Below are 26,398 nucleotides of genomic sequence, written 5' to 3'. Positions count from 1 at the left end.
ATCCGCCGTGGCCGCCATGGCCGCCCCGGCCGGCGCTCACTCGGGGCGGCCACAGCTGCCTGTCACCTCACTTGTTGAGCGTGCAGGCGGCCAGCGAGTCCAGGCCCGTCGGCCTGGCGGCGGTACGGCCGATGGAGATGGCGATCCGGTCGATGGTCGAGGCGCGCTTGTCCTTGAGGGGGCCGAGGATGGCGTTCTGGACGAAGTTGGGGCCGCCCTGGCCCACGGTGTCGACCAGGCGCTTGTTGGCTTCCTGGATCTGGGTGTCGAGGAGGGCGAGGTTGCGGTCGACCTCGGCCTTCGCGGTGGCAGGGATCGCGGGCAGTTGCGAGGCCACGTCCGGACAGGTGATCGTGCCGGCGGCGTTGGTGTTCCCCGCGTTCCCCGTGTTCCCGGTGTTGCCTGCGTTGCCCGTGTTCCCGCTGGTCTGCTGGGTCGCCGTCGCGCTCGGCGTGGCCGTCGCGGTGCTCGTCACGCCGCCCGCGTTGAGGGTGCACGGCGCGAGCGCGTCCAGTCCCGTCGGCTTGGCCGCCGTACGTCCGATCGCCGTCGCGATGCGGTTGACGGTCGCCACGCGCTTGTCCTTGAGGGGGCCGAGGATGGCGTTCTGGACGAAGTTGGGGCCGCCCTGGCCCACGGTGTCGACCAGGCGCTTGTTGGCTTCCTGGATCTGGGTGTCGAGGAGGGCGAGGTTACGGTCGACCTCGGCTTTCGCGGTGGCAGGGATCGCGGGCAGTTGCGAGGCCACGTCCGGGCAGGTGATCGTGCCGGGATCGGCGAGGGTCCTGGCGGTCGTGCCACTGCTCTTGGACGTCTCCCCGGCGAGGGCGGAGTTCACGACCACTGCTCCGGTCAGCGCCAGAGCGGCGGCGCCGCCGATGACCGCCACGCGACGCTTGTTGTACTTCGGAAGAGCCCTGGACATGCGGATGCCTCACTTGGGTCAGGAGTGGGTTTACAGACGCGGCGCCGGCGTTCAGCCGTGAGTACGGGTAAGCGGTTTCAGTTGTTCAAAGCCCCTTCAAAAACTTCCTCGGACCCGAGTCCCGGCCGACCGGTCCGCCTGCGCCGCGGTCCGCCTCCGCCCGGTCCGGCCCGACTCTGGATTGACGAATCATGCAGACTCCCGCATACTCATGCATGTCGAGCGAATGCACAGTGAGGAGAAGCCCGTGACCGAGCGCGTCGTACTCGCCTATTCCGGCGGTCTGGACACCTCCGTCGCCATCGGCTGGATCGCCGAGGAGACGGGCGCCGAGGTCATCGCGGTCGCTGTGGACGTCGGCCAGGGCGGCGAGGACCTGGACGTCATCCGCAAGCGCGCCCTCGCGTGCGGTGCCGTCGAGGCCGAGGTCGCGGACGCCAAGGACGAGTTCGCCGACGAGTACTGCCTCCCGGCGATCAAGGCCAACGCCCTCTACATGGACCGCTACCCGCTGGTCTCCGCCCTCTCCCGGCCGACGATCGTCAAGCACCTCGTCGCCGCCGCCCAGAAGCACGGCGCCACCACGGTCGCCCACGGCTGCACCGGCAAGGGCAACGACCAGGTCCGTTTCGAGGCCGGCATCGTGGCCCTCGCCCCCCACCTCAAGTGCATCGCCCCGGTCCGCGACTACGCGATGACCCGCGACAAGGCCATCGCGTTCTGCGAGGCGAAGAACCTCCCGATCGCGACCACCAAGAAGTCCCCGTACTCCATCGACCAGAACGTCTTCGGCCGTGCCGTCGAGACCGGCTTCCTCGAGGACATCTGGAACGCGCCGATCGAGGACATCTACGAGTACACCCAGAACCCGGCCGTCCAGCGTGACGCCGACGAGGTGATCGTCACCTTCAAGGAGGGTGTCCCGGTCGCCGTCGACGGCAAGCCCGTCACCGTGCTCCAGGCCATCCAGCAGCTCAACGAGCGCGCCGGCGCCCAGGGCATCGGCCGGATCGACATGGTCGAGGACCGGCTCGTGGGCATCAAGTCCCGCGAGGTGTACGAGGCCCCCGGCGCGATCGCCCTGATCACCGCCCACCAGGAGCTGGAGAACGTCACCGTCGAGCGCGAACTCGCCCGCTACAAGCGGCAGGTCGAGCAGCGCTGGGGCGAACTGGTCTACGACGGCCAGTGGTTCTCCCCGCTCAAGCGCGCCCTGGACGGCTTCATCGACGAGGCCAACCAGCACGTCAACGGTGACGTCCGGATGACCCTGCACGGCGGCCGCGCGGTCGTCACCGGCCGGCGCTCGCAGTCGTCCCTGTACGACTTCAACCTGGCCACCTACGACACGGGCGACACGTTCGACCAGGCAGCTGCCAAGGGCTTCATCGACATCTACAGTCTGTCGTCGAAGATCGCCGCGAAGCGGGATCTCGCGTAAGGCCGTTCACAAGGCCCGAGAGACACCTCGCACGCACTACCCTGACAGCCGCCTCCTCACATCCCGCGAGACTTCCGCGAGTGGGGAGGCGGTCGCACATCACCACCTTCGAGGAGCAACGCAAGTGAGCAGCAACAGCGGTGACGTACGGCTCTGGGGCGCCCGTTTCGCCGACGGTCCCGCCGAGGCCCTGGCGAAGCTGTCGGCGTCCGTCCACTTCGACTGGCGACTGGCCCCCTACGACATCGCCGGTTCGCGTGCCCACGCGCGCGTGCTGCACAAGGCGGGACTCCTCACGGACGACGAGCTGACCCGGATGCTGGCAGGCCTCGACCAGCTCGAGGCGGATGTGGCGGACGGCTCCTTCGTCGGCACGGTCGCCGACGAGGACGTGCACACCGCCCTGGAGCGGGGTCTGCTGGAGCGTCTCGGCCCCGACCTCGGCGGCAAGCTGCGCGCGGGCCGGTCCCGCAACGACCAGGTCGCGACCCTCTTCCGTATGTACCTGCGTGACCACGCCCGGATCATCGGCGGCCTCATCGCCGAGCTCCAGGACGCGCTGATCGGCCTGGCGGAGGCCCACCCGGACGTGGCGATGCCCGGCCGCACCCACCTTCAGCACGCCCAGCCGGTGCTCTTCGCCCACCACGTGCTCGCCCACGTCCAGCCGCTGTCCCGGGACGCCGAACGGCTGCGCCAGTGGGACGAGCGGACCGCCGTGTCGCCGTACGGCGCGGGCGCGCTCGCGGGCAGCAGCCTCGGCCTGGACCCGGAGGCGGTGGCCAAGGACCTCGGCTTCGAGCACGGCAGCGTCGGCAACTCCATCGACGGCACGGCCTCCCGCGACTTCGTCGCCGAGTTCGTCTTCATCACCGCGATGATCGGGGTCAACCTCTCCCGGATCGCCGAGGAGATCATCATCTGGAACACGAAGGAGTTCTCCTTCGTCACCCTGCACGACGCGTTCTCGACGGGCTCGTCGATCATGCCGCAGAAGAAGAACCCCGACATCGCCGAGCTGGCGCGCGGCAAGTCGGGCCGCCTGATCGGCAACCTGACCGGCCTCATGGCCACGCTCAAGGCCCTCCCGCTCGCGTACAACCGCGACCTCCAGGAGGACAAGGAGCCGGTCTTCGACTCCTGCGACCAGCTGGAGGTCCTGCTCCCGGCCTTCACCGGCATGATCGCCACGCTCACCGTCCACCGCGAGCGCATGGAGGAGCTGGCCCCGGCGGGCTTCTCCCTCGCGACCGACATCGCCGAGTGGCTGGTCAAGCAGGGCGTGCCGTTCCGTGTGGCGCACGAGGTCGCCGGCGAGTGCGTGAAGGTCGCCGAGGCCGAGGGCAAGGAACTGGACGGCCTGACGGACGAACAGTTCGCGAAGATCTCCGCCCACCTCACCCCCGAGGTGCGGTCGGTCCTCAACGTCCGCGGCGCACTCGCGTCCCGCAACGGCCGCGGCGGTACGGCCCCGGAGGCGGTCGCCGTCCAGCTCGCCGAGGTCAAGACCGACGTGGCGGCGCAGCATGCGTGGGCCACGGCGAAGAACAAGGAGTAGCAGACGGGAAGCCACACCCACGCGCGCGTGAAGCCCCTTTTAGGGCTCCACGCGCGCGTTGCTTCCACGGGACGGACACGCGCGACGCGTCTCGACCTCCACCCGTACGCGACGTTTTCAGTCACCGCCGCGCGTGCCGCACCCCGCGCCACACCCCCTCCCGGGTCCGCGCGTGGTGCCCCAGGGTGCGCGTGAAGCGGGGTCATCGCGGTTACGTTGGTCATGAGCCGCAAGGAGCCGACCGAAACGGAGCCCGCGATGCCCTTCGCCCGCCTGAGCGCAGCGACGACTCCCACCGCCCACATCGGACTCGGCCTGGCCGCCGTCGGCCGTCCCGGTTACATCAACCTCGGCCGGGAACAGGACCTGCCGTCCGTTCGCAGTGTCGACGCCCTGCGCGAGCGCACTCACGAACTCCTCGACGCCGCCTACGCCCAGGGCGTCCGTTACTTCGACGTCGCCCGCTCCTACGGCCGTTCCGAGGAGTTCCTCGCCGAGTGGCTGAACGCACGCCCCGACATCGACGACATCGTCGTCGGCAGCAAGTGGGGCTACACATACACCGCAGGCTGGTCCACCGACGCCGAGCGGCATGAGGTCAAGGATCACAGCGTCCAGTCGTACGAACGGCAGCGCGCCGAGACCGCCGCCCTGCTCGGTGACCGGCTCGACCTCTACCAGATCCACTCGGTGACCCCGGACAGCCCGGCCCTCACCGACAAGGAGCTCCACGCGAAGCTCGCCGAGGCAGCTGCTCAGGGCACCACCATCGGCTTCTCCACCAGCGGCCCGGCCCAGGCCGACGCCATCCGTGCCGCGCTCGCGGTGACCGTCGACGGCGAGCCCCTCTTCCGTACCGTCCAGTCGACCTACAACGTCCTGGAGACCTCGGCCGCCCCGGCCCTCGCCGAGGCGCACGACGCCGGACTCACGGTGATCGTCAAGGAGGGCATGGCCAACGGACGGCTCGTGGCCCCCTACGCGCCGGACGCGTTGAAGGACGTGGCGGCGGAAACATCTCTCGGCTGCGACGCGGTCGCCCTCGCCCTGGTCCTGCGCCAGCCCTGGGCCGGGGTCGTCCTCTCCGGTGCCGCGACCGTCAACCAGCTCGCCTCCAACCTGCACGCGGCCGTCGTCGACCTCGATGAGGACCAGCTTGCCCGGCTGGCCACGCTCGCGGAGGAGCCGCACACGTACTGGGAGCGGCGCGGGCAGCTGCCCTGGCACTGAGAAGCACCCCTCTCGAACCTGCCGCGGTGAGGCACGCACGCCCACCGTGAGACAGGGGTGTCTCATGTGGGCTACTCTTGTCTCATGGCCGTCGATCGTGATCACGTGCTGCGCAGCGCAGCCGCCCTGCTGACCCGCAAATCCACCGCGACCATGGACGAGGTCGCCAAGGCCGCCGGAATCAGCCGGGCCACGCTGCACCGCCAGTTCGCCGGGCGCGATGCGCTCGTCCGGGCGCTGGAGTCGCTCGGCATCGCCGAGTGCGACGCAGCGCTGGACGCGGCCCGCCTGGACGAGGGCCCGGCCCGCGACGCCGTACACCGTCTGGTGCGCGAGATCGAACCCGCCGCCGGACTGCTCGCCTTCCTCTACACCGAGAACCAGCTGTTCGAGGGCGAGGAGCAGAACACGGGCTGGACCCGGATCGACGACCGCATCGCGGCCCTGTTCCGGCGCGGCCAGGCAGCCGGAGAGTTCCGCATCGACCTCACCCCGGCCTGGCTCACCGAGGCGCTGTACGGCCTGCTGGCATCCGCCGCCTGGGCGGTGTCGGAAGGCCGCGTCGCCGCCAAGGACTTCACCCACATGATCGTCGAGCTGCTCCTCGGCGGCGCACTGCGACGAGACGAACCACGAAGAGAGGAATCATGACCAGCACCCTGCAGCCGGCGCTCACGACGGAGGCGGTGAAGCGCCCGGGCCGCTGGCTCGCGCTCTGTGTCCTCGTCCTCGCCGTGCTGCTGGTGGCCGTCGACGCGACCGTCCTCGGCCTCGCGACCCCCTACATCAGCGAGGACCTGAAGCCCTCCGGCACCCAGCTCCTCTGGATAGGTGACGTCTACTCCTTCGTCATCGCGGGCCTGCTCGTCTCCATGGGCAGCCTCGGCGACCGCATCGGCCGCAAGCGGATCCTGCTCGGCGGTGCCACGGCGTTCGGCGCGATATCCGTCCTGAACGCCTACGCGACCACGCCGGAGACGATGATCCTGGCCCGTGCCCTGCTCGGCGTCGCGGGCGCGACCCTGATGCCGGCCACGCTCGCCCTGATCCGCAACCTCTTCCACGACCCGCGCGAGCGCAGCCTCGCCGTCGGGATCTGGGGCGCCACCGCCTCCGCGGGCACGGCGATCGGGCCGATCACCGGGGGCTTCCTCCTCGAGCACTTCTGGTGGGGCTCGGTCTTCCTGATCAACCTGCCCGTGATGGTCGTCCTCGTCCTCGTCGGCATCAAGCTGCTCCCGGAGTCCCGCAACCCGAACCCCGGCCCCTGGGACCTCATCAGCGTGGTGCTGTCCCTGGTCGGCATGATCGCTGCCGTGTACGCGGTCAAGGAGGCCGCCACCCACGGCTTCACCCCGGAGACGCTCGCCGCGGGCCTGCTGGGCGCGGCCGCCCTGTACTGGTTCATCCGGCGCCAGCTCACCCTGCCGACCCCGCTGCTGGACATGCGGCTGTTCCGCAACCGTGGCTTCAGCGGCGCCGTCCTCGCCGACCTGCTGACCGTGCTGGGCCTGTCCGGCCTGGTGTTCTTCCTCTCCCAGTACCTGCAACTCGTCCAGGGCAGGCGCCCGTTCGAGGCGGGTCTGGCCGAACTGCCCGCCGCGATCGGTGCGGTGGCGGCCGGTCTGGTCGCGGGCCGCGCGGCCCGGCGCTTCTCGGTGCGGGCCGTGGTCTCCGGCGGCCTCGCCGCCGTGGGCCTCGCGCTGGCCGCGCTCACGCTGCTCGACCAGTCGACGGGCTACCCGCTGCTCGGCACCGCCCTGCTGGTCGTCGGCGTCGGCGCCGGTTTCTCCTTCACCGTCACCGCCGACGTGATCCTCTCCAGCGTGCCCAAGGAACAGGCGGGCGCCGCGTCCGCGGTGTCCGAGACGGCGTACGAACTGGGCGCGGCCCTCGGCATCGCCGTACTCGGCTCCATCATGACGAGCGTCTACCGCGACTTCACGGGCCCGGCGGGCACGCCGGCCGGGGCCCATGAGTCACTGGGCGGGGCGGTGGAGGCGGCATCACACCTGCCCCCGGACACCGCGCAGCAACTGCTGTCCTCGGCCCGCGAGGCATTCGTGGAGGGCCTGAGCCTGGCGGCGGGAGCGGGTGCCGTGGTGCTGCTCGCGACCGCGGCAGCAGCATGGTTCCTGCTCCGCGGTCAACGGCTGGACAACGGACAGTAAGGGGCGCGGGGCTGTGACATCACGCGGCTCCGCCGCGTGGGCGCGAGCAGCCACAACGCACCCGCACCCGAAAACCGACCGGCCGACCGCCGGAGGCGCTACGCCGCCTTCGCCTTGGTCGCATACATGTCCACGTACTCCTGCCCGGACAACCGCATCACCTCGGCCATCACCGAGTCGGTCACGGCCCGCAGCACGTAGCGGTCCCGGTCCATCCCCTCGTACCGGGAGAACTCCATGGCCTCGCCGAACCGGACGGTGACCTTGCCGGGTCGCGGGATGCCCGCGCCGCCCGGCTGCAACTTGTCCGTGCCGATCATCGCGAACGGCACCACCGGCGCACCGGTCATGAGCGTCAGCCGCGCGATGCCGGTACGGCCCCGGTAGAGCCGGCCGTCGGGGGAGCGGGTGCCCTCCGGGTAGATCCCGAAGATCCTGCCCTCGTCCAGGACCCGCTTGCCGGTCATCAGTGCGGCGACCCCGCCGCTCGCGCCGTCCCGGTCCACCGGGATCATGCCGACGCCGGTGAAGAACCAGGCCATCAGCCGGCCCTTGAAGCCCTTCCCGGTGACGTACTCGTCCTTGCCGATGAAGAACACCTGCCGCTTGCTCACGAGCGGCAGGATCATCGAGTCGATGAACGTGAGGTGGTTGCCGGCCAGGATGACCGGACCGTCCCCCGGGATGTGCTCCACGCCCTCCACCCGGGGGCGGAACATCAGGCGCATGACCGGTCCGAGCACTGCCTTGATGAGCGCGAAGCGGGACAACGGACCCTCCGGAGTCGAGAGATGGCCGAGCAAAGCGTGCTGAGTCTGTGCAGGTGAGGACGATACTCGCGGCCCCCGGGGTGGCGCACATCGGGTGCGTCGGGTTCACCGAGGTCTTACGCACTGTTGACGTACGTTTACCTGCGGTGTCGTCCCGTCGCCGCCGCGTAACGCGCACGCGACGTCGCGGACGATGTGACGGACATCGCGCGGGTCGCACCGCCCGACTGCTCCGAGCGGGTACCGCTCGCCTACCCTGGCCGCTCGCATCGAAGCCGACGTACCGTCACAACATGCTGCCGATACGCCATCCGGTGTCATCCGAGCGTTGGACCCAAGGCCTCCCTTTCGTCATGTCCACACCCCTACGATCGGCGCGCACTGACGAGCCGACGGCAGGAGGGCGCTCATGGCCACGCAGGGGTCACAGGAGTCGCAGGGGTCGAACGAGGAAACGGTCGGGACCGGACGGCGGGCGCTGCTCGGCGCGGCGGTCCTCGGCGCGGGCGGAGCGGTCCTGGGTATCGCCGGTACGGCGAGAGCCGACGCGGGGCAAGGGGGGCGCGGCTTGAAGAGCCTGCCCGTGCCGACGATCATCGGGCACCGCGGCGCCAGCGGCTACCGGCCCGAGCACACCTTCGGCTCGTACCAGCTCGCCCTCGACCTGGGCGCGGACATCGTCGAGGCCGGCGACCTGGTCCCCACCAAGGACGGCCACCTCGTCTGCCGCCACGAGCCGGAGATCGGCGGCACCACCGACGTCGCCGACCACCCGGAGTTCGCCGGCCGGAAGACCACCAAGGTCCTCGACGGCGTCTCCACCACCGGCTGGTTCACCGAGGACTTCACGCTCGCCGAGCTGAAGACCCTGCGCGCCGTCGAGCGCATCCCGGCCAACCGCCCGCACAACATCCTCTACAACGGACGCTGGGAGATCCCCACCTTCGAAGAGGTGCTCCGCTGGCAGGACGAGCAGACCCGTAAGCGCGGCAAGCAGGTCTGGATCTACCCGGAGACCAAGCACCCCACCTACTTCCGCAAGCTGGGCCTGGGCCTGGAGGAGCGGGTCGCCAAACTGCTGCGCAAGTACGGCAAGGACAAGTGGAACTCGCCGGTCATCCTGCAGTCCTTCGAGCCGACCAGCATCCAGCGCCTGAACACGCTCGTCGACAACCCGCTCGTCGTCCTGCTCTCCACGGCGAACAGCCGCCCCTGGGACTTCGTCGAGACGGGCGACCCGCGCACGGTCGCCGACCTCATCGCCCCCGCGGGCCTGAGGGAGATCGCCGGCTACGCGCAGGGCATCGGACCGACCCTCGACCTGGTCGTCCCCAAGGACGCGAGCGGCAACCTCACCACACCGACCACCCTGGTCAAGGACGCCCACGCGGTGGGCCTGATCCTGCACCCCTACACCATGCGCAACGAGAACCCCTTCCTGCCCGCGAACTTCCGCAAGGGCACCGGCGCCGACGCCTACGGTGACGCCTTCGGCGCCTTCAAGACCTACTTCGCGACCGGCATAGACGGCGTCTTCACCGACAACGCCGACACCGGCGTGCTGGCCCGCGCGGACTTCGTCAACGGCTGATTCCCCGTTGGAGTGACAGTCGGCCGCCCGGGCAACCCGACGCCCCGGCGGCCGCGTCGTGCCGCACATGAAGCACGACATGCTCACCGCCCTGCGTCCGCTGCTCGCCGCCGAGGCCTCCGCCGAGGCGCACGGCCTGGGGACCGAGGCGGGGGACCTGGAACAGGCGGTCTGGGTCCGCCTCCTGGAACGCCTCGCCGCCGACGCACCGCCGAACGACCCGCAGGGGTGGCTGCGCAGGGCGGTCCGCTCCGAGGCGCGCCGCACCCGCCGCACGACCCGCCTTGAGCGGCCGTACGACACCGAGCCCGTCGCCGATGACGACCGCGGCCCCGAACAACTGGCCCTCCGTGCCGCCCGCCACCGCGCCCTGCGCGACGCGGTGCGCCGGCTACCCGGCCGCTGCCCCCGTCTGATGGAGGCTCTGCTGTCGCCGGAGGACCTCACATACCGGGAGATCGCGGGGGAGTTGGGTATCTCACAGGGCAGTCTGGGACCGGAACGTTCCAAATGTCTGGGATGTCTGCGTCGTTTGCTCGCGCCGGAGGTTGCGGCCCGCGGAGCGCGGGGATAGGAGTGAGGAACAACAGGCGATCAGGTGAGCGGGAGGCGTGCGCACATGGGCATGAGCGTGACCATCTCGGTGGCGACCGAGCAGGACGTGGAGCAGATCTTCAGGCTGCAGTACCTGTGCTTCCAGAGCGAGGCTGCGCTGTACGGCAACTACCGCATCGACCCGCTCGTCCAGAGCCTCGACTCGGTCCGTGCGGAGGTCGCCTCCGACTGCGTCTTCGTGGCGCGCCTCGGTGACGAGGTCATCGGCTCGGTGCGCGGCCGGATCACCGAGGACGGCGCGGCCTCCATCGGCAAGCTCTGCGTCCACCCCCGCCTCCAGGGCCACGGCATCGGCGCCCGCCTGCTCCGCGCGGCCGAGTCGGCCCTCGCCGAGGAGCGTGGCGCCAAGAAGTTCCGCCTGTTCACCGGCCACCGCAGCGAGGGCAACCTGCGCCTGTACCGCCGCGTGGGCTACGAGACAGTGGGCACGTCCAAGGGCGACGACGGCGTACCGATGATCATCCTGGAGAAGCCGGCGGGAACGTACGCGACGACGGCCTAGACGTGTCCCGGACGCCTACCGCTGGATACGCGCCTTGCGGAGCCAGTACAGCGCCGACAGCGGCAGCAGCACAGGGATGAAGACGTACCCCATGCCGTACTTCGACCACACCGTCGCGTCCGGGAAGGCCGAGGGATCGACCAGGGTCCACGTACCGACGATCAGGACGCCCGCGAGCTCGGCGGCGCAGCACACCAGCGCCGCCCTGCGGGCCGTCTCCCCGCCGCGCACCAGCGAGTACGTGATGAAGCCGTACACCACACCCGCCACCGCCGACAGCGAGTAGGCGAGCGGCGCCCGGTCGAACTCGGTGGCGATCTGGTAGACGGACCGCGACACCGCGCCGACGACCATCACGCCGTACAGCCAGACCAGCAGAATGCCCGGCCCGCTGATGAGCCGGGCCGGCTTCTCGTTCACCGCGGTCATCTCAGCCTCCCCAGATGTCAAAGAGCCGCACTTCGAGGACGGCGAGGACGACACCGCCGGCCGCGACCGTCACCGAACCCCAGCGCGTCCGCTCGGCCAGCGACATGAACCCCGCGGCCGGGATGCACGCGAACGCGCCCAGCAGATACGCCACGAAGATCGCCGTACCCTGCTCCGCCTTCTCGCCCCGTGCCAACTGCACGATCCCGACCACCAGCTGAACCACGGCCAGTAGCGAGACCACGGCCATCCCGATGAAGTGCCAGTCCTTCGTCGGCTGGTCACGATAGGCCGCCCACCCGCACCAGGCGGCAAGCAGCAGCGCGGCGACACCGGTCACCAGCGTCAGGGCATCAAGCATGGAGCGACCCTATTACGCCCCAAAAGGCCCGCCGCGTCCGGCCCCGGCCGCAATCACGGATCCGGCCCCGTCTCCATCAGGTGCGGCAGCTCCCAGGTCGCCCCGTACAGGCCACCCCCGACCAGTCATCCGGTCCGAAGCGGCCCGTCGCCGGCCCCCGGGCCGGGGTCTGACCTCTTGTCCGACAGCCTCCGACGGCGCCGTAGGGTCTAGACCATGACGATCCACGCGCAAGCCCTCCTGTTCGACAACGACGGCACCCTCGTCTCCTCCCTCGCCTCCGTGCGGCGCTGCTGGACTCAGTGGGCCCGGGAGTACGGGATCACCGCCGAGGACTTCGCCGGGGTCGCGCTGCACGGGCGGCCCGCCGTGGAGATAGCCGCCGACCTGCTGCCCGCCGATGTCGTTGCGCAGGCCGTCGCGCGGATCGAGCTGCTGGAGGTGGAGGACGTGCCGGACGGTGGTGTGGAGCTGCTGCCCGGGACCAGGGACCTCCTCGACTCCCTGCCCGCCGACCGGTGGGCCGTCGTGACCTCCGCCACCCTGCGGCTCGCCGAGGCCCGGCTCGGTGCCGTCGGCATCCTGCCGAAGACACTCATCGCCGCCGACGACATCACGCGCGGCAAGCCCGACCCCGAGCCCTACCTGCTCGCCGCCCGCCGCCTGGGTGTCGACCCGGCCCACTGCGTCGTCTTCGAGGACGCCCCCGCCGGCCTCCGGGCAGGCCGCGCCGCCGGAATGACCACCGTGGCGTTGGCCACAACCCACCAGGCCCACGAGCTCGACGCGGACCTGGTGGTGAAGGACCTTTCGGCCCTGTCGGTGCTGGTCACCGAGGGGGGCGTGGAGATCTCCGTCCGCCGCTGACACCTGCCCGCCGCTGTCCGGAATGCGGACAGCGGCGGCCTGTCAGGACCGTACGTCTGGTTTACTGGTCGCATGACCACGACGAGCAGCCGCACCCTTGCGACCGAGGCGACCATGACGCCCGGTGCTCGTTGTATGTGTCGAATGTGCGCTTTCTAGAGGGCCCCTGCACCACCTCGAGCCTCGCGCCCCGAAGCGAGACGCCGTGGCATGTCCGTACGACGTGTGTCGTACGTGACTGACGCCGCCCCGCGCACATGTTCTCCCCAGTTCCATCGCCACCGCGAGAACCGTGCCGCGTCCCTGAACGAATGCACCCGTGCCCGGGCACATCCACGCCCGCGCACTCGACAGTGACGGAAACCCCAGTGATCACCACATCGGGCCTGACGAAGATCTATCGGGCTAACCGCTCCCGCGGCCGCGAGGTCACCGCCCTCGACGGCGTCGATCTTCACGTCCGCGAGGGTGAGGTGTACGGCGTCATCGGCCAGTCCGGCGCCGGCAAGTCCTCGCTCATCCGCTGCGTGAACCTGCTGGAGCGCCCCACCGCGGGCACGGTCACCGTCGCCGGCCAGGACCTCACGGCCCTGGCCGGACGCGGACCCCGCGCCGGCAAGGAGCTCCGCCAGGCACGCAGCCGCATCGGCATGGTCTTCCAGCACTTCAACCTGCTGTCCTCGCGGACGGTCCAGGACAACGTCGAGCTGCCGCTGGAAATCCTCGGCAAGTCGGGGAAGGACCGCTCCCGCAAGGCGCTGGAACTCCTCGACCTCGTCGGCCTCGCCGACAAGGCCAAGGCCTACCCGGCCCAGCTCTCCGGTGGTCAGAAGCAGCGCGTCGGCATCGCCCGCGCCCTCGCCGGCGACCCGAAGGTGCTGCTCTCCGACGAGGCCACCAGCGCCCTCGACCCGGAGACCACCCGCTCGATCCTCCAGCTGCTGCGTGACCTGAACCAGCAGCTGGGCCTGACCGTCCTGCTCATCACCCACGAGATGGACGTCGTGAAGTCGGTCTGCGACTCGGCCGCCCTCATGGAGAACGGCCGCATCGTCGAGTCCGGCACGGTCAGCGAGCTGCTGGCCACCCCGGGCTCCGAACTGGCCGCCGCCCTCTTCCCCGTCGCCGGCGAGGCCACCGGCGCCGACCGCACCGTCGTCGACGTCACCTTCCACGGCGAGAGCGCCACTCAGCCGGTCATCTCCCAGCTCTCGCGCACCTACAACATCGACATATCGATCCTCGGCGCGGCCATCGACACCGTCGGCGGCCTCCAGGTCGGCCGGATGCGCATCGAACTGCCCGGCCGCTACGAGGACAACGTCGTGCCCATCGGCTTCCTGCGCGAACAGGGACTCCAGATCGACGTGGTCGACAACCGGGCCCAGGCGCCCGCCCTGGTGAAGGACGGTGCCAAGTGACCTGGTCCGAGATGCAGCCCCTGCTGTCCCAGGCGTGTTGGGACACGCTCTACATGGTCGGCTGGTCCACGCTCATCGCCGTCGTCGGCGGCCTCCCGCTCGGCGTCCTCCTCGTCCTCACGGACCGGGGCGGACTGCTCCAGAACGTCGTCGCCAACAAGGTCATCGGGCAGGTCGTGAACATCGCCCGCTCGATGCCGTTCATCATCCTCATGGTCGCGCTGATGAACTTCACGCGCACGATCACGGGGACGACCCTCGGCCGCGAGGCCGCCATCGTGCCGCTCGCCATCGGCGCGATCCCGTTCTTCGCGCGCCTGGTCGAGACGGCCGTCCGCGAAGTGGACGGCGGCCTCGTCGAGGCCGTACAGGCGATGGGCGGCAACACCTGGACCGTCGTCCGCAAGGTCCTCGTACCGGAGTCGCTGCCCTCGCTGATCTCCAGCACCACGACCACGATCGTCGCCCTCATCGGCTACTCCGCGATGGCCGGCACGGTCGGCGCCGGCGGCCTCGGCGACATCGCCATCCGTTACGGCTACCAGCGCTTCGAGACCGAGCTGATGTGGATCACCGTGGCGATCCTCGCCGTCGTCATCGCGGTCATCCAGTTCGCCGGCGACTACGCGGCCCGCTCCCTGCACCGGCGTGGCGGCCAGTCCGGCCCCGCGCCCCGGCTCCGCCTGCTCAAGGCCAAGGAGCCCGCGGCCGCCGAGGTCGGCAAGGTCGCCTGAACCCCCCCACACCCGAACTCCCCGGTCACCCATGACGGGGTCGCACCACCCATCAGGAAAGGCACTTTTCGTGCGTAACACCGCCAAGATCACCACCGCCGTCCTCGCCGCCGGAGCCCTCACCCTCGGGCTCTCCGCGTGCGGCTCGGACAAGGGCTCCGCTTCCTCCTCCGCCGACTACAGCGGACCGCTGGTCGTCGCCGCGAGCCCCACCCCGCACGCCGAGATCCTCGACTACATCAAGGACAACCTCGCGAAGAAGGCCGGACTCGACCTCCAGGTCAAGGAGGTCACCGACTACATCACGCCGAACACGGCGACCGAGGACGGCTCGGTGGACGCCAACTACTTCCAGAGCCAGCCCTACCTCGACGACTTCAACGCCAAGCGCGGCACCCACCTCGTCTCCGTCGCCGACGTCCACCTCGAGCCGCTCGGCCTCTACTCCCACAAGGTGAAGAGCTTCGACGCCCTCAAGAACGGTGCGACCATCGCCGTCCCGAACGACGCCGACAACGAGTCCCGCGCCCTCAAGCTCCTCGCCGCCAACGGGCTCATCACCTTCAAGGACGGCGGCAAGGGCCAGGAGACCCCGCAGGACATCGCCAAGAACTCCAAGGGTCTGAAGTTCACCGAGGTCGAGGCCGCCCAGACCGTCCGCTCCCTGGACGACGTCGACGCCGCGGTCGTCAACGGCAACTACGCGCTCTCCGCCGGTCTCAAGCCCGCCAAGGAAGCCCTCGTCCTGGAGTCCGCGAAGAACAACCCGTACGTCAACGTCCTCGCTGTCAAGAAGGGCAACGAGAAGGACCCGCGGGTCCAGAAGCTCACCAAGCTCCTCACCTCCGCCGAGGTCAAGAAGTTCATCGAGGACAAGTACGACGGCTCGGTCGTCGCCTCGTCCTAGAACGGGGTCGCCGCACCACGGGGTCCGCTCCTCGACAGGAGTCGACCCCGTCGTGCGGTTCCGTGCCTTCATGCTGCATGCTGGGCAGTTCAGCAGGACCTGACGACTCGAAGGTTACGGAGCGGCGCATGACGAGCACCTTCCCCAACATCTCCATCAGCACGGAGCGGTTGGTGCTGCGTCCCCTCGACGAGGACGACATCCCCGCCCTGGCCGAGATGATGAACGACGAGCAGATCGCGGCCTGGACGAGCGTGTCCCAGCCCTTCACGCAGGAGCGCGCCCGCACCTGGATCACCGAGTACGCCCCCACCGAGCGCGTCGCGGGACGGGGCCTCGACCTCGCCGTCACCGAGTTCCTCACCCAGCGCCTGGTCGGCATCATCCAGCTGGGCAAGACCAACTGGCACGTCCGGTCCACCGAGCTGTCGTACATCGTCGCCTCCTGGGCACGTGGCGAGGGCTACGCGTCCGAGGCGGCGCTCGCCACCGCCCAATGGCTCTTCACGGACCAGAAGTTCGAGCGCCTCGAGCTGCGCACGGCGGCCGACAACACGGCCTCGCAGCAGGTCGCCCAGAAGATCGGCTGCATCAGCGAGGGCGTCCTGCGCAACGCCTGTATAGCGCGCACCCGCGCCGAGGACGGCACCTGGGTCGACGTGCGCACCGACTTCATCGTCTGGAGTCTGCTGCCCGAGGACCTGGAGGGCGCGGGGGAGCAGCTGTCCGACAGCGGCAGTTTCACGTCGTACACCGCCTACACCGACTGGAACTGAACCGGCCCCCCTCCACCAGGTACCCTCACGGAGCCCCCTGCGGGCTGTCCCCCTGACGACCTGCGCGAGACCTCTGGAGACTGACGACGATGGCCGACCGGGTCACGGTGATCGGCTGGGACGGCTCGCCGCTGACCACCGCGGCACGCGCGGCCCTGGGTGCCGCCACACTGGTGGCCGGCGCCGCCCACCACCTGGCGCTGCCGGAGGTCCCGCCCGCCGCCGAACGCATCCGGCTGGGCAGCGTCGACCTCGCCGCCCGCCGTATCGCCGGCCACCGCGGCACCGCGGTCGTGCTCGCCGACGGCGACCCCGGTTTCTTCGGTGTCGTACGGACCCTGCGCGCGCCCGACTTCGGGCTCGAGGTCGAGGTCGTCCCCGCCGTCTCCTCCGTGGCCGCAGCGTTCGCCCGGGCGGGGATGCCCTGGGACGACGCCCACGTGGTCGTCGCACACCGCCGCACCCTGCGACGCGCGGTGAATGTGTGCCGCGCCCACACCAAGGTCGCGGTCCTCACCTCACCCGGCGCCGGCCCCGCGGAACTCGGCCTCCTCCTGGAGGGCGTCCACCGCACCTTCGTGATCTGCGAGGAGCTCGGCACCGAACGCGAACAGGTTTCCGTCGTCACCTCCGACAAGGCCGCCGACCACACCTGGCGCGACCCGAACGTCGTCATCGTCCTCGGCGGACCCGTGAGCGCGAGCCACGGCGGCGGCTGGATCGCCGGCCGCGACCCGGCCGCCGGACCGCGCGGCTGGACGTTGCCCCCCGAGGCCTACGACGGGCCGCTCGGCGAGGGCGAGACGGATCTGCTCCGGGCCACCCAACTCGCCCGGCTCGGCCCGCGGGTCGGCGACCTCGTGTGGGACATCGGCTGTGGCAGCGGCGCCTTCGCCACCGAGGCCGCCCGGGCCGGCGCCGCCGTGATCGCCGTCGACCGGGACCTGCTGGCCTGCGGCCGCACCGACGCCGCCGCGCGCCGCCATGGCGTCCAGCTCCAGATCGTCCACGGCACCGCCCCGCACGTCCTGGAGCGCCTCCCCGAACCGGACGTCGTCCGTGTCGCCGGCGGGGGAGCGGCCGTGGTCTCCGCGGTCGCCGACCGCCGCCCGCAACGCATCGTCACGCACGCGGCGAACCGCGACGCGGCCGAAGTCATCGGCCGGGACCTGACGGAGCACGGCTACCACGTCGAGTGCGCCCTTCTCCAGTCCGTCGAACTCGACACCCGGGCCTGGACGGAGACGGAGCGGAGTGTCGCGTTCCTGCTCACAGGGGAATTGCTGCGGCGCGAAGCGCCTCGTTGAGTGGTGGTGGTCGGGCGACGGGCGGGCTTTGCCTGACCGCGCCCCGTGATCCTGTTGTCGTACTGCGCGCGGTAGGCTGGCCGATCGTTGTACCTCACCCGGTGGCCCGGAACTTCGTTCGTCAATGTCCGGAAAACCCGCCCGTTTTGGGGCGAGTGTGGTACGGCAGAACCGGAGGACGCGCAACGTGGCGCAGTCCACAGCGGGCTGTCGCGGATCAACCTGTCGCGACGGCGGAACGGCCGGGACAATGCCACCTAGTGGCTTTGTCGCCTTTTACGGTCGGCTCGTTCGTGCCGCTGGGCATGCACGCTCGTTCTTCACTGCGGGGGCGGTCGGTGCGCCGTTCCCGGTGAGCTGGTCGTAGAGGCACTAACCGATGGGCGAGGGGTACGCATGACCGACACCGGCCAGATCCCGGGCGAGGGGCTGCCGGAGAACGCAGGCATGGTGGAGCAGCCGGGCGTTCCCGCGCCGGGTGCGTACACCTACCTCTCCGAAACCACCGCCGAGGACGAAGACCTGTTGCTGCTGCCGGGCGCCCAGAGCGCTTGGGGCAACGAGGTGGCTCCGCCGGTGCCGGAACCGGTCGTCGAGGCCGTCCACGAACCGGGCCCGCACGAGCTGGCCGGCCGCGACAGCGGCTCGGTCGACCTCAGCGGCGTCCGCCTGCCCAACCCGACGCCCCCTTCGACGCCGTCCCAGCCTCGCAGACCCCTGCACCTCGGCCCGCCGATCCCCGACGCTTCCGCCAGCCCGGTCCGCTCCCTCGCCGACCGCGGCCCCGCGGGCGCGCCCGTACGGCAGTCGGGCCCGCCGACCACCGGCCCCGAATACCTCGACGTCCAGCAGCTGCGCGAGACGCCTCCGCAGGGCGCCGCGCCCTGGGGCGCCCAGACCGCGGCGCAGCCGCCGGTGGGCCTCGGGGCGACCCCTGCGGAAACGGTTGCTCCGGCCATGGAGCAGCAGCCCGAGCCGGTCGGCGCCGCCCAGGCCGTCATGGCCCGCATCGCCACGGAGGCGGTCGCCACGACGGCCCAGGTGCCGCAGCAGGCGCAGGAGGGCGGCTATGCGGCCGCCCCCGCACCGTCCGGCCCGGTCGCCGCGCCCGCGTTCGCCGCAGAGGTGGCGGAGCCCGTGGGCGCGGTGTACAGCGAGGGTGCGGGGGAGGTGCCCGCGGCCGTGCACGACCCCGGGGCTGGTTCCGCTGAGGACGGGGGGCATGCTCTTGGCGCTGCGGCGGCAGCGGCGGCTGCGGGCGCCGGCCAGGTTCCTGGCCCTGAGGCGGCTGGGGAGTCCGGGTCCGGTCGGGTTCAGGGGCCTGAAGCGGTCGTGGAGGCCGGTCAGGTTCAAGGGCCCGAAGTGTGGATGGAAGCCGGTCAGGTCCCCGGTCCTGGTGCGGTGACGGAGACCGGTCAGGTCCCTGGTCTTGGTGCGGTGACGGAGACCGGTCAGGTCCCCGGTCCTGCAGCCGTGACGGAGACCGGTCAGGTCCCCAGCCCGGTAGCGGCCGCGGAGGCCGGCCAGGTCCCCGGCCCCGAACCGGTCGCGGACGCAGACCAGGCCCCCGGGGCGGTTCCCGCTGCGGATGCCGCCCTCGTCCCAGGCCCCGAGCCCGTCTCGGACGCCGCGCAGGACGCTGGTGCCGTGGTCGCCGTAGACGCTGCGCAGGTGCTCGGTACCGCAGTGGTCGTAGACGCGGGGCAGGCTCCCGGTGCCGCAGTGGCCGTAGAGGATGAGCAGGCCACCGGTGCCGCCGTAGTGGCGGACGCCGCGCAGGCTCTCCATGCCGCAGTGCAGGCTCCCGTGCCGTCCGACGTACCGGTTGCCGACCAGGCTCCGGAGGCTGTCGCTCCGTCGGCGCAGGCGCAGGCGCAGGCGCAGGTGCACGCGCCCGAGACCGGGCAGGCCGAACCCGCGCCCGCCGCACCGGCCGAGGTCACGCCGGGGAACCCGCAGGGCACCGAAGCGGTGGCTGTCCCTCAGAGCGCCCAGGTCGCCGAGGCCGTAGCACCCGAATACGCAGGGCCCGAGGCCCCGCAGGTCCAGGAACCGGCCGCCCCCGAAGCCGCCGCGCCTTGGCCCGCTCAGGCTCCCGAAACGGCCGAGCCCGCCCCCGTGCCGGAGGCCATGGCGTTCGCGCCCGTGCCGTCGGCCTTGGACGCCGCGCAGCCTCCGCAGCCCGCGGACGACACCCTGGCTCCCGCCGAGGACGTCGCCGTCCCTGCCGAGCCGTCGCCTGAGCCCGCGGACGCCGACCAGGCCACGCGGCCGGAGGAGGCGCCGCAGGAGGCGCAGCCCCCGGCCCGGCCGGTCCCCGTGGCCGCCGACGCCCAGGACGAGGTCCAGCCTCCGGCCGCGGACGTATCCGGCGCGATCCCCCTGGAGCCACAGCCGGACCGGCCCATGGGCGAGTTCGTGCCGGTCGAGGGCCAGGTGCCGACCACCCCGCACCTCGCCCCGACTCCGCCGCACCCCATCGTCCTCCCCGCGCCGGCACCGGAACCGCAGGCACCGGAACCGCAGGCACCCCACGCACCGGAAGCGCACGCACCGGAACCCGTCGCGATGGTCCCCGCCCCGCGAGAGGCCGACCCCGCTCCCGTCCCGGCCACCCCGGACCCGGAGCCCGGCCTCGACGTCGTACAACAAGCGGAGGACCTGGACACCAGGGCCGCCGAACAGGAAGACCAGGAAGAAGAGAGCGCGGCCGCAGTGGAAGAAGCACGAGAGTCCACCGGCCCGGCGGCCCCCGGCTACGACGACGCCGAGCGCGAGGCCGTTCTGAGGGTGATGCGCGAGCGCCGTGACATCCGCAACGGCTTCCGCAGCGACCCGATCCCGCACGAGGTGCTGCTGCGCGTCCTGGAGGCGGCCCACACGGCCCCGTCCGTGGGTCACTCGCAACCCTGGGACTTCGTCGTCATCCGTTCGGCCGAGACGCGCCGCACGATGCACGAACTGGCCATGCGCCAGCGCGAGGCGTACGCCAAGTCGCTGCCCAAGGGGCGGGCGAAGCAGTTCAAGGAACTGAAGATCGAGGCGATCCTCGACACGCCGGTGAACATCGTCGTCACCGCCGACCCCACCCGCGGCGGCCGCCACACCCTCGGCCGGCACACCCAGCCGCAGATGGCCCCGTACTCCGCCGCGCTCGCGGTGGAGAACCTCTGGCTCGCCGCCCGCGCCGAGGGCCTCGGCGTCGGCTGGGTCAGCTTCTTCGACGAGCGCGAGATGGTCCGCGCCCTCGGCCTGCCCGAGCACCTCGAGGTCATCGCCTACCTGTGCGTGGGCTACGTCGACGAGTTCCCGGACGAGCCCGAGCTGATGCAGGCCGGCTGGTCCAAGCGCCGTCCGCTGTCGTGGGTCGTGCACGAGGAGACGTACGGCCGCCGCGCGCTGCCCGGCGAGGACCCGCACGACCTGCTCGCCGAGACCGTCGCCGGTATCCGCCCGCTGGACGCCAAGGCGCTCGGCGAGGCCTGGGAGCGGCAGAAGCGCATGACGAAGCCGGCGGGCGCGCTCGGCATGCTGGAGATCATTTCCGCGCAGCTGTCCGGCCTGTCCCGGCAGTGCCCGCCGCCGATCCCGGAGCCCGCGGCCGTCGCGATCTTCGCGGGCGACCACGGCGTGCACGCCCAGGGCGTGACCCCCTGGCCGCAGGAGGTCACGGCCCAGATGGTGGCCAACTTCCTGGGCGGCGGAGCGGTCTGCAACGCCTTCGCGGGCCAGGTGGGCGCCGAGGTCTGCATCGTCGACGTGGGCGTCGCCGCCGACCTCCCGGCCACGCCGGGCCTGCTGCCGCGCAAGGTCCGCGCGGGCACGTCCGACATGACCACCGGCCCCGCGATGACCCGCGAGGAGGCCAAGCAGGCCATCGAGGTGGGCATCGAGACCGCCCGCGACCTGGTGGCGGCCGGCAACAAGGCACTGCTCACGGGTGAGATGGGCATCGCCAACACCACGGCGTCGGCCGCGCTCATCTCGGTCTTCACGGGCGTCGACCCCGCCGAGGTCACCGGCCGCGGCACCGGCATCAACGACGAGACCCTGGCCCGCAAGACCGAGGTCGTCCGCCGCGCCCTGGAACTCCACCAGCCGGATCCGGCCGACCCCATCGGCGTCCTCGCGGCGGTCGGCGGCTTCGAACACGCGGCGATGGTCGGCCTTCTCCTGGGCGGCGCCTCCCTGCGCACCCCGGTGATCCTGGACGGCGTCAGCGCGGGCGCCGCCGCCCTGGTCGCCCGGGCGATCGCCCCCGAGGTCCTCGCGGCCTGCATCGCGGGCCACCGCAGCGCCGAGCCGGGTCATGTGGCGGCCCTCAACAAGCTGGGCCTGCGCCCCCTGGTCGACCTCGACCTGCGCCTCGGCGAGGGTACGGGCGCCCTCCTGGCGCTCCCGCTGGTGCAGAGCACGGCGCGAGCGATGCACGAGGTGGCGACGTTCGACTCGGCGGGCGTCACCGAGAAGTAGCCAAGGACGCGTCACCGAGAAGTAGCCGAGAACAAGGACGGGGGTGGGGTGGCCAGGCGTTCCGTCGCCTGCCCCCCGCCCCCGCCGTACGCTGAACCCACGTCTAAAATCCGCACGTCAGGGCCGCTCCAGAGCCGTAGCGCCCATCGCACCGCCAGGACGAGGAGCCGCCCCTCATGGCCGAACACCCCGCCTACCCCGTAGGCCTCCGTCTCACCGGTCGCCGAGTGGTCGTCCTCGGTGGCGGGCAGGTCGCCCAGCGCCGCCTCCCGGCGCTGATCGCGGCGGGCGCGGACATCCTCCTGGTGTCCCCCGAGGCGACCCCCTCCGTCGAGGCCATGGCGGACGCGGGCGAGATCACCTGGGAGAAGCGCCCCTACGCCGACGGCGACCTCGCGGACGCCTGGTACGCCCTGATCGCCACCAGCGACCCCGAGGCGAACACGCGGGCCTCCGCCGAGGCGGAGACGCACCGCGTCTGGTGCGTCCGCTCCGACGACGCCGACGCGGCGACCGCCTGGACCCCGGCCACCGGCCACAGCGAGGGTGTCACGGTGGCCGTACTCACCACGGACGCGCGCGGCCGCGACCCCCGGCACACCGCCGCCATCCGCGACGCGGTCGTGGAGGGCCTGCGCGACGGCACCCTCGTCGCCCCGCACCACCGCACCCGTACCCCGGGCGTCTCCCTCGTCGGCGGCGGCCCCGGCGACCCGGACCTGATCACGGTCCGCGGCCGCCGTCTGCTCGCCGAGGCGGACGTCGTCATCGCCGACCGCCTCGGCCCGCGCGACCTGCTGGCCGAACTCCCGCCGCACGTCGAGGTGATCGACGCGGCGAAGATCCCGTACGGGCGCTACATGGCCCAGGAGGCCATCAACAACGCGCTGATCGAGCACGCCAAGCAGGGCAAGTCCGTGGTCCGGCTGAAGGGCGGCGACCCGTACGTCTTCGGGCGTGGCATGGAGGAGCTCCAGGCGCTCGCCGAGGCCGGCATCACGTGCACGGTCGTGCCGGGCATCTCCAGCTCCATCTCGGTGCCGGGCGCGGCCGGCATCCCGGTCACCCACCGCGGTGTCGCACACGAGTTCACGGTGGTCAGCGGCCATGTCGCCCCTGACGACGAGCGCTCCCTGGCCGACTGGCCGTCGCTCGCGAAGCTGACCGGCACGCTCGTCGTCCTCATGGGCGTCGACAAGATCGGGAAGATCGCCGAGACGCTCGTCGCGCACGGCAAGTCGCCGGACACGCCCGTCGCCCTGGTCCAGGAGGGTACGACGGCGGCCCAGCGGCGCGTCGACGCGACCCTCGCGACCGTCGCCGAGACCGCACGCGCCGAGGACGTGAAGCCCCCGGCCGTCATCGTCATCGGCGAAGTCGTCGCCGTAGGCCCGCGGACATCCGCGTAACCCCGGGTAACACAACCCGTTCCGAGCCGTTGGCACCACACCCAGGACAAGGCAGTATCACCCTGTGGCCGATCTCATCACCGTTGAGGACCCCGCCGACCCGCGCCTGCGCGACTACACGGGCCTGACCGACGTCGAGCTGCGCCGCAAGCGCGAGCCCGCCGAGGGCCTGTTCATCGCCGAGGGCGAGAAGGTCATCCGCCGGGCCAAGGACGCCGGGTACGAGATGCGCTCGATGCTGCTGTCCGCCAAGTGGGTCGACGTCATGCGCGACGTCATCGACGAGCTCCCGGCCCCCGTCTACGCGGTCAGCCCGGAGCTCGCCGAACAGGTCACCGGCTACCACGTGCACCGCGGCGCGCTCGCCTCCATGCAGCGCAAACCACTGCCGACGGCGGCCGAACTCCTGCGGTCCGCCCGCCGGGTGGCGGTCATGGAGGCAGTCAACGACCACACCAACATCGGCGCGATCTTCCGCTCGGCGGCCGCCCTCGGCATGGACGCCGTCCTGCTCTCCCCGGACTGCGCCGACCCCCTCTACCGCCGCTCCGTCAAGGTCTCGATGGGCGCGGTCTTCTCCGTCCCGTACGCCCGTCTCGACACCTGGCCCAAGGGCCTCGACTCGGTCCGCGAGGCGGGCTTCACGCTCCTCGCGCTCACCCCCGACGAGAAGGCCAAATCCCTCGACCAGGCCGCACCGCACAAGATGGACCGGGTGGCCCTGATGCTCGGCGCGGAGGGCGACGGCCTGTCCACCCAGGCCCTGGTCGCCGCCGACGAATGGGTCCGCATCCCCATGGCCCACGGCGTCGACTCCCTCAATGTGGGGGCGGCGGCCGCGGTGGCGTTCTACGCGGTGGCGACGGGCCGCCCGCAGTCCTGACCCCCCGGGGCCGCCCGCGTCACTCCGGGCTGTCCGCCCGGAGGGTCGACTCGTACCGCTGCTTCATCGGTTGCCCGCCCAACGGCTCCCGCGGCTGTGGCTTCGTCGTCGACCGCCGTACGACGTCACCGCCGCCCCCGAGCCCGCGCGCCGATCCCTGGCAGCCCTGCACCACGCCGATGCCGAGCGCGACGAGCAGCGTCACCACGATGAACACGAACAGCCGCTGACGGAGCAGGCGTGGATTGGCCGGCCGGCGGCCGGTCCCGGTGGTCCTGGGGGCGGGACGACCCGCACCGCTGCGTCCCCCCGTACGGCTGCTGCTGCCGGACCGGGGCGTGTTGCGCGAGGCCGGGGTGGGCCGCGCTCCGGGCCGGGACGACGTGCTGCCGCTCCGCGAGGCACTGCCGCCGCGGGACGGGGTGCCGCCGCCCCTGACGGTCGGAGCCGGACCGCGCGAGGGGGCGGCTCCCCGGGGCGGCGGAGTCCCCTGCGCGCCCGGCTGCCTCGGCGGTCGCCGTCCGGCAGCGCGCTGCTGTTCCGGGTAACTGGGCTCGGCGAGCCGCCCGGTGGGCCGGTCCGCCTCGGCCGAACGCGGCGCGGGCGGGCGCCCGTCGGCCATCCCCTGGGCCTCTCGGGCCGCGATCTCCTTGAGTCGCAGCGACAGTTCGAGCGTGCTGGGCCGATCCTCGGGGTCCTTCGCGAGGCACGCGCGCACCAGCGGAGCCAGCGCATCGGGCACGGCGTGCAGATGCGCCTCCTCGTGCACCACGCGGTACAACATCACCTCGGAACTGCCGTGTCCGAAGGGTGAGTCGGCCGTGGAGGCGTACGCGAGCGTGGCACCCAGCGAGAACACGTCCGTCGCCGGGGTGACGGCGGCTCCGCGCACCTGCTCCGGGGCGAGGAAGCCGGGGGAGCCGACCGCGGTGCCGACGTGTGTGAGCGTGGAGGCACCGGTCGCCCAGGCGATGCCGAAGTCGATGATCCGCGGCCCCTTCGGGGACAGCAGGATGTTGGACGGCTTCAGGTCCCGGTGCACGACCCCGGCCTCGTGCACGGCGACCAGGCCCTCCGACAGGGCGGCGCCGATCGCGGCGGCCTCGGCCGCACCCAGCGGCCCCTCGTCGGCGACCTTGTCGTGCAGGGAGGGCCCGGGCACGTACTGCGTGGCGAACCAGGGACGATCCGCGTCCAGGTCCGCCGCGACCAGTCGCGCCGTGCACCCGCCGCGAATCCGTCGCGCCGCCGAGACCTCACGCGCGAACCGTGAGCGAAACTCCTGATCCTCCGCCAGATCCGGCCGGATCACCTTGAGCGCGACCCGCTGCCCCTTCTTGTCGGAGCCCAGGTAGACAACGCCCATCCCGCCCGCGCCGAGGCGTCTGTGAAGCCTGAACGAGCCGACGACGCGCGGGTCCTCGCGCCTCAGGCGCATCATCGCCATGTTCATCCCCGCTGCCCGGTCCGTGTGACGTGGCACAGCTTACGTTTTCACAGCCGCCCGCGCGCAGAGGCCGCGCCCTCTCGGCCCGATGGATTGTCAGTGCCGGGTGGGAGAATTGAAGAGTGGTCAGGGAGCGTGCCGACAGTACGGCCTTGTGCTGCCCGTGCCCCCAACCACCCGTCACAGAAGGGGGATTGAGCCCGTGAAGGGTGACCGCGTGGAGATAGTCGTGGACGCCGGCGACACGACACGGACGTACGAGGTGGTGGCGAGCAGAGCGGGCCGCCGGGTGGAGACGGCGGTGCGCCGGGGCGTGGTGGAAGTGAGCGAGGTCACCCGCAACGGCTCGGTTGTCCGCACCGCCCGGTTCATGGCGAACCGGGTCCTGGCTCTGGTCGAACAGCCGGTACCCCGTGAGGACAGCTCAGAAAAGCCGGGGCACACCGGACGGCCCCTCCGGGAGGACCCCGAGACCTAGGACCTCGTCTCCACCCAGGGGAGTACTCCGCAGGTCACGGCTCATCCTCGGGGAGGCCCGCCAATCGGTACGAGGGCATGACGCCCGACGGGCGCCGTCCGCC

The 26,398-nt window shown here is 71.5% G+C and carries 23 protein-coding genes; 18 read left to right on the top strand and 5 right to left on the bottom strand.

The window, feature by feature from the left end:
* Positions 1-67: 67 nt before the first annotated feature.
* Complete coding sequence (locus tag ABT114_RS18960; RefSeq protein ID WP_351143928.1) at positions 68-925, bottom strand: hypothetical protein; 858 nt, start codon at positions 923-925, stop codon at positions 68-70.
* Between the two features lie 247 nt (positions 926-1,172).
* On the opposite strand from ABT114_RS18960, the gene ABT114_RS18955 reads away from it, so the two are divergent.
* The 5 genes from ABT114_RS18955 to ABT114_RS18935 all read left to right on the top strand — a co-directional run bounded on the left by ABT114_RS18955 (position 1,173) and on the right by ABT114_RS18935 (position 7,325).
* The gene (locus ABT114_RS18955; protein ID WP_351143926.1) at positions 1,173-2,366 is read left to right on the top strand and encodes an argininosuccinate synthase; all 1,194 of its coding nucleotides are present in this window, start codon (positions 1,173-1,175) and stop codon (positions 2,364-2,366) included.
* 124 nt (positions 2,367-2,490) lie between these two features.
* On the top strand, positions 2,491-3,924 hold the full coding sequence (gene argH, locus ABT114_RS18950) for an argininosuccinate lyase (RefSeq protein ID WP_351143924.1): 1,434 nt from the start codon (positions 2,491-2,493) through the stop codon (positions 3,922-3,924).
* Positions 3,925-4,182: 258 nt separating this feature from the next.
* A complete protein-coding gene (locus tag ABT114_RS18945; protein ID WP_351144220.1) occupies positions 4,183-5,154 on the top strand; it encodes an aldo/keto reductase in 972 nt (323 codons plus the stop codon).
* A gap of 84 nt (positions 5,155-5,238) precedes the next feature.
* Positions 5,239-5,805 carry a TetR/AcrR family transcriptional regulator gene (locus ABT114_RS18940; RefSeq protein WP_351143922.1) on the top strand — a complete coding sequence of 189 codons (567 nt, stop codon included), beginning with the start codon at positions 5,239-5,241 and terminating at the stop codon, positions 5,803-5,805.
* The gene (locus ABT114_RS18935) at positions 5,802-7,325 is read left to right on the top strand and encodes an MFS transporter (RefSeq protein ID WP_351143920.1); all 1,524 of its coding nucleotides are present in this window, start codon (positions 5,802-5,804) and stop codon (positions 7,323-7,325) included. The genes ABT114_RS18940 and ABT114_RS18935 overlap by 4 nt, the downstream gene beginning before the upstream one ends.
* 98 nt (positions 7,326-7,423) lie before the next feature.
* Here ABT114_RS18935 and ABT114_RS18930 read toward each other — a convergent pair whose 3' ends face one another.
* Positions 7,424-8,095, bottom strand: a complete 672-nt coding sequence (locus ABT114_RS18930; RefSeq protein ID WP_351143917.1) for a lysophospholipid acyltransferase family protein — start codon at positions 8,093-8,095, stop codon at positions 7,424-7,426.
* A 409-nt stretch (positions 8,096-8,504) separates the two neighbouring features.
* On the opposite strand from ABT114_RS18930, the gene ABT114_RS18925 reads away from it, so the two are divergent.
* From ABT114_RS18925 to ABT114_RS18915, 3 genes are all read left to right on the top strand, one after another.
* A complete protein-coding gene (locus ABT114_RS18925; RefSeq protein ID WP_351143915.1) occupies positions 8,505-9,686 on the top strand; it encodes a glycerophosphodiester phosphodiesterase in 1,182 nt (393 codons plus the stop codon).
* A 67-nt stretch (positions 9,687-9,753) separates the two neighbouring features.
* Positions 9,754-10,260, top strand: a complete 507-nt coding sequence (locus tag ABT114_RS18920; RefSeq protein WP_351143913.1) for an RNA polymerase sigma factor — start codon at positions 9,754-9,756, stop codon at positions 10,258-10,260.
* Between the two features lie 45 nt (positions 10,261-10,305).
* The gene (locus tag ABT114_RS18915; protein ID WP_351143911.1) at positions 10,306-10,803 is read left to right on the top strand and encodes a GNAT family N-acetyltransferase; all 498 of its coding nucleotides are present in this window, start codon (positions 10,306-10,308) and stop codon (positions 10,801-10,803) included.
* A gap of 15 nt (positions 10,804-10,818) precedes the next feature.
* On the opposite strand, the gene ABT114_RS18910 is transcribed toward ABT114_RS18915, so the two are convergent.
* Positions 10,819-11,232: a hypothetical protein gene (locus tag ABT114_RS18910; protein WP_351143909.1), complete on the bottom strand. Its 414-nt coding sequence runs from the start codon at positions 11,230-11,232 to the stop codon at positions 10,819-10,821.
* Between the two features lies 1 nt (position 11,233).
* Complete coding sequence (locus ABT114_RS18905; RefSeq protein ID WP_351143907.1) at positions 11,234-11,593, bottom strand: hypothetical protein; 360 nt, start codon at positions 11,591-11,593, stop codon at positions 11,234-11,236.
* A gap of 216 nt (positions 11,594-11,809) precedes the next feature.
* On the opposite strand from ABT114_RS18905, the gene ABT114_RS18900 reads away from it, so the two are divergent.
* The 9 genes from ABT114_RS18900 to ABT114_RS18860 all read left to right on the top strand — a co-directional run bounded on the left by ABT114_RS18900 (position 11,810) and on the right by ABT114_RS18860 (position 24,370).
* The gene (locus ABT114_RS18900) at positions 11,810-12,460 is read left to right on the top strand and encodes an HAD family hydrolase (RefSeq protein WP_351143905.1); all 651 of its coding nucleotides are present in this window, start codon (positions 11,810-11,812) and stop codon (positions 12,458-12,460) included.
* Positions 12,461-12,828: 368 nt separating this feature from the next.
* Positions 12,829-13,881, top strand: a complete 1,053-nt coding sequence (locus ABT114_RS18895; protein WP_351143903.1) for a methionine ABC transporter ATP-binding protein — start codon at positions 12,829-12,831, stop codon at positions 13,879-13,881.
* Positions 13,878-14,615 carry a methionine ABC transporter permease gene (locus tag ABT114_RS18890; protein WP_351143901.1) on the top strand — a complete coding sequence of 246 codons (738 nt, stop codon included), beginning with the start codon at positions 13,878-13,880 and terminating at the stop codon, positions 14,613-14,615. The genes ABT114_RS18895 and ABT114_RS18890 overlap by 4 nt, the downstream gene beginning before the upstream one ends.
* Positions 14,616-14,685: 70 nt before the next feature.
* Positions 14,686-15,522 (top strand): MetQ/NlpA family ABC transporter substrate-binding protein, encoded by an 837-nt coding sequence (locus ABT114_RS18885; protein WP_351143899.1) that lies wholly within the window; start codon positions 14,686-14,688, stop codon positions 15,520-15,522.
* Between the two features lie 128 nt (positions 15,523-15,650).
* Positions 15,651-16,298: a GNAT family N-acetyltransferase gene (locus ABT114_RS18880; RefSeq protein ID WP_351143897.1), complete on the top strand. Its 648-nt coding sequence runs from the start codon at positions 15,651-15,653 to the stop codon at positions 16,296-16,298.
* An 89-nt stretch (positions 16,299-16,387) separates the two neighbouring features.
* A complete protein-coding gene (gene cbiE, locus ABT114_RS18875; protein ID WP_351143895.1) occupies positions 16,388-17,605 on the top strand; it encodes a precorrin-6y C5,15-methyltransferase (decarboxylating) subunit CbiE in 1,218 nt (405 codons plus the stop codon).
* A gap of 396 nt (positions 17,606-18,001) precedes the next feature.
* Positions 18,002-22,078 (top strand): nicotinate-nucleotide--dimethylbenzimidazole phosphoribosyltransferase, encoded by a 4,077-nt coding sequence (cobT, locus tag ABT114_RS18870; RefSeq protein WP_351143893.1) that lies wholly within the window; start codon positions 18,002-18,004, stop codon positions 22,076-22,078.
* Between the two features lie 176 nt (positions 22,079-22,254).
* Positions 22,255-23,487 (top strand): uroporphyrinogen-III C-methyltransferase, encoded by a 1,233-nt coding sequence (gene cobA / locus ABT114_RS18865; RefSeq protein ID WP_351143891.1) that lies wholly within the window; start codon positions 22,255-22,257, stop codon positions 23,485-23,487.
* Positions 23,488-23,551: 64 nt separating this feature from the next.
* The gene (locus ABT114_RS18860; RefSeq protein WP_351143889.1) at positions 23,552-24,370 is read left to right on the top strand and encodes a TrmH family RNA methyltransferase; all 819 of its coding nucleotides are present in this window, start codon (positions 23,552-23,554) and stop codon (positions 24,368-24,370) included.
* 19 nt (positions 24,371-24,389) lie between these two features.
* Here ABT114_RS18860 and ABT114_RS18855 read toward each other — a convergent pair whose 3' ends face one another.
* On the bottom strand, positions 24,390-25,823 hold the full coding sequence (locus ABT114_RS18855; RefSeq protein ID WP_351144219.1) for a serine/threonine-protein kinase: 1,434 nt from the start codon (positions 25,821-25,823) through the stop codon (positions 24,390-24,392).
* A 196-nt stretch (positions 25,824-26,019) separates the two neighbouring features.
* On the opposite strand from ABT114_RS18855, the gene ABT114_RS18850 reads away from it, so the two are divergent.
* A complete protein-coding gene (locus ABT114_RS18850) occupies positions 26,020-26,295 on the top strand; it encodes a DUF8836 family protein (protein ID WP_189309651.1) in 276 nt (91 codons plus the stop codon).
* Positions 26,296-26,398 lie beyond the last annotated feature (103 nt).

Origin of the sequence: Streptomyces sp. NPDC002088 (genome assembly GCF_040296605.1) — a bacterium.
GTDB lineage: Bacteria > Actinomycetota > Actinomycetes > Streptomycetales > Streptomycetaceae > Streptomyces.
The sequence above is the reverse complement of the archived record's forward strand: the minus strand, read 5'-3'. Positions and strand labels throughout refer to the sequence as shown.

Excerpts from the sequence above, each read along its gene's own strand:
- ABT114_RS18920 (WP_351143913.1), top strand. The coding sequence starts at position 9,754 with ATGAAGCACGACATGCTCACCGCCCTGCGTCCGCTGCTCGCCGCCGAG.
- cbiE (WP_351143895.1), top strand. The coding sequence starts at position 16,388 with ATGGCCGACCGGGTCACGGTGATCGGCTGGGACGGCTCGCCGCTGACC.
- ABT114_RS18940 (WP_351143922.1), top strand. The coding sequence starts at position 5,239 with ATGGCCGTCGATCGTGATCACGTGCTGCGCAGCGCAGCCGCCCTGCTG.
- ABT114_RS18935 (WP_351143920.1), top strand. The coding sequence starts at position 5,802 with ATGACCAGCACCCTGCAGCCGGCGCTCACGACGGAGGCGGTGAAGCGC.
- ABT114_RS18905 (WP_351143907.1), bottom strand. The coding sequence starts at position 11,593 with ATGCTTGATGCCCTGACGCTGGTGACCGGTGTCGCCGCGCTGCTGCTT.
- cobT (WP_351143893.1), top strand. The coding sequence starts at position 18,002 with ATGACCGACACCGGCCAGATCCCGGGCGAGGGGCTGCCGGAGAACGCA.
- ABT114_RS18880 (WP_351143897.1), top strand. The coding sequence starts at position 15,651 with ATGACGAGCACCTTCCCCAACATCTCCATCAGCACGGAGCGGTTGGTG.
- ABT114_RS18855 (WP_351144219.1), bottom strand. The coding sequence starts at position 25,823 with ATGAACATGGCGATGATGCGCCTGAGGCGCGAGGACCCGCGCGTCGTC.
- cobA (WP_351143891.1), top strand. The coding sequence starts at position 22,255 with ATGGCCGAACACCCCGCCTACCCCGTAGGCCTCCGTCTCACCGGTCGC.
- ABT114_RS18915 (WP_351143911.1), top strand. The coding sequence starts at position 10,306 with ATGGGCATGAGCGTGACCATCTCGGTGGCGACCGAGCAGGACGTGGAG.
- ABT114_RS18910 (WP_351143909.1), bottom strand. The coding sequence starts at position 11,232 with ATGACCGCGGTGAACGAGAAGCCGGCCCGGCTCATCAGCGGGCCGGGC.
- ABT114_RS18925 (WP_351143915.1), top strand. The coding sequence starts at position 8,505 with ATGGCCACGCAGGGGTCACAGGAGTCGCAGGGGTCGAACGAGGAAACG.
- ABT114_RS18960 (WP_351143928.1), bottom strand. The coding sequence starts at position 925 with ATGTCCAGGGCTCTTCCGAAGTACAACAAGCGTCGCGTGGCGGTCATC.
- ABT114_RS18945 (WP_351144220.1), top strand. The coding sequence starts at position 4,183 with ATGCCCTTCGCCCGCCTGAGCGCAGCGACGACTCCCACCGCCCACATC.
- ABT114_RS18900 (WP_351143905.1), top strand. The coding sequence starts at position 11,810 with ATGACGATCCACGCGCAAGCCCTCCTGTTCGACAACGACGGCACCCTC.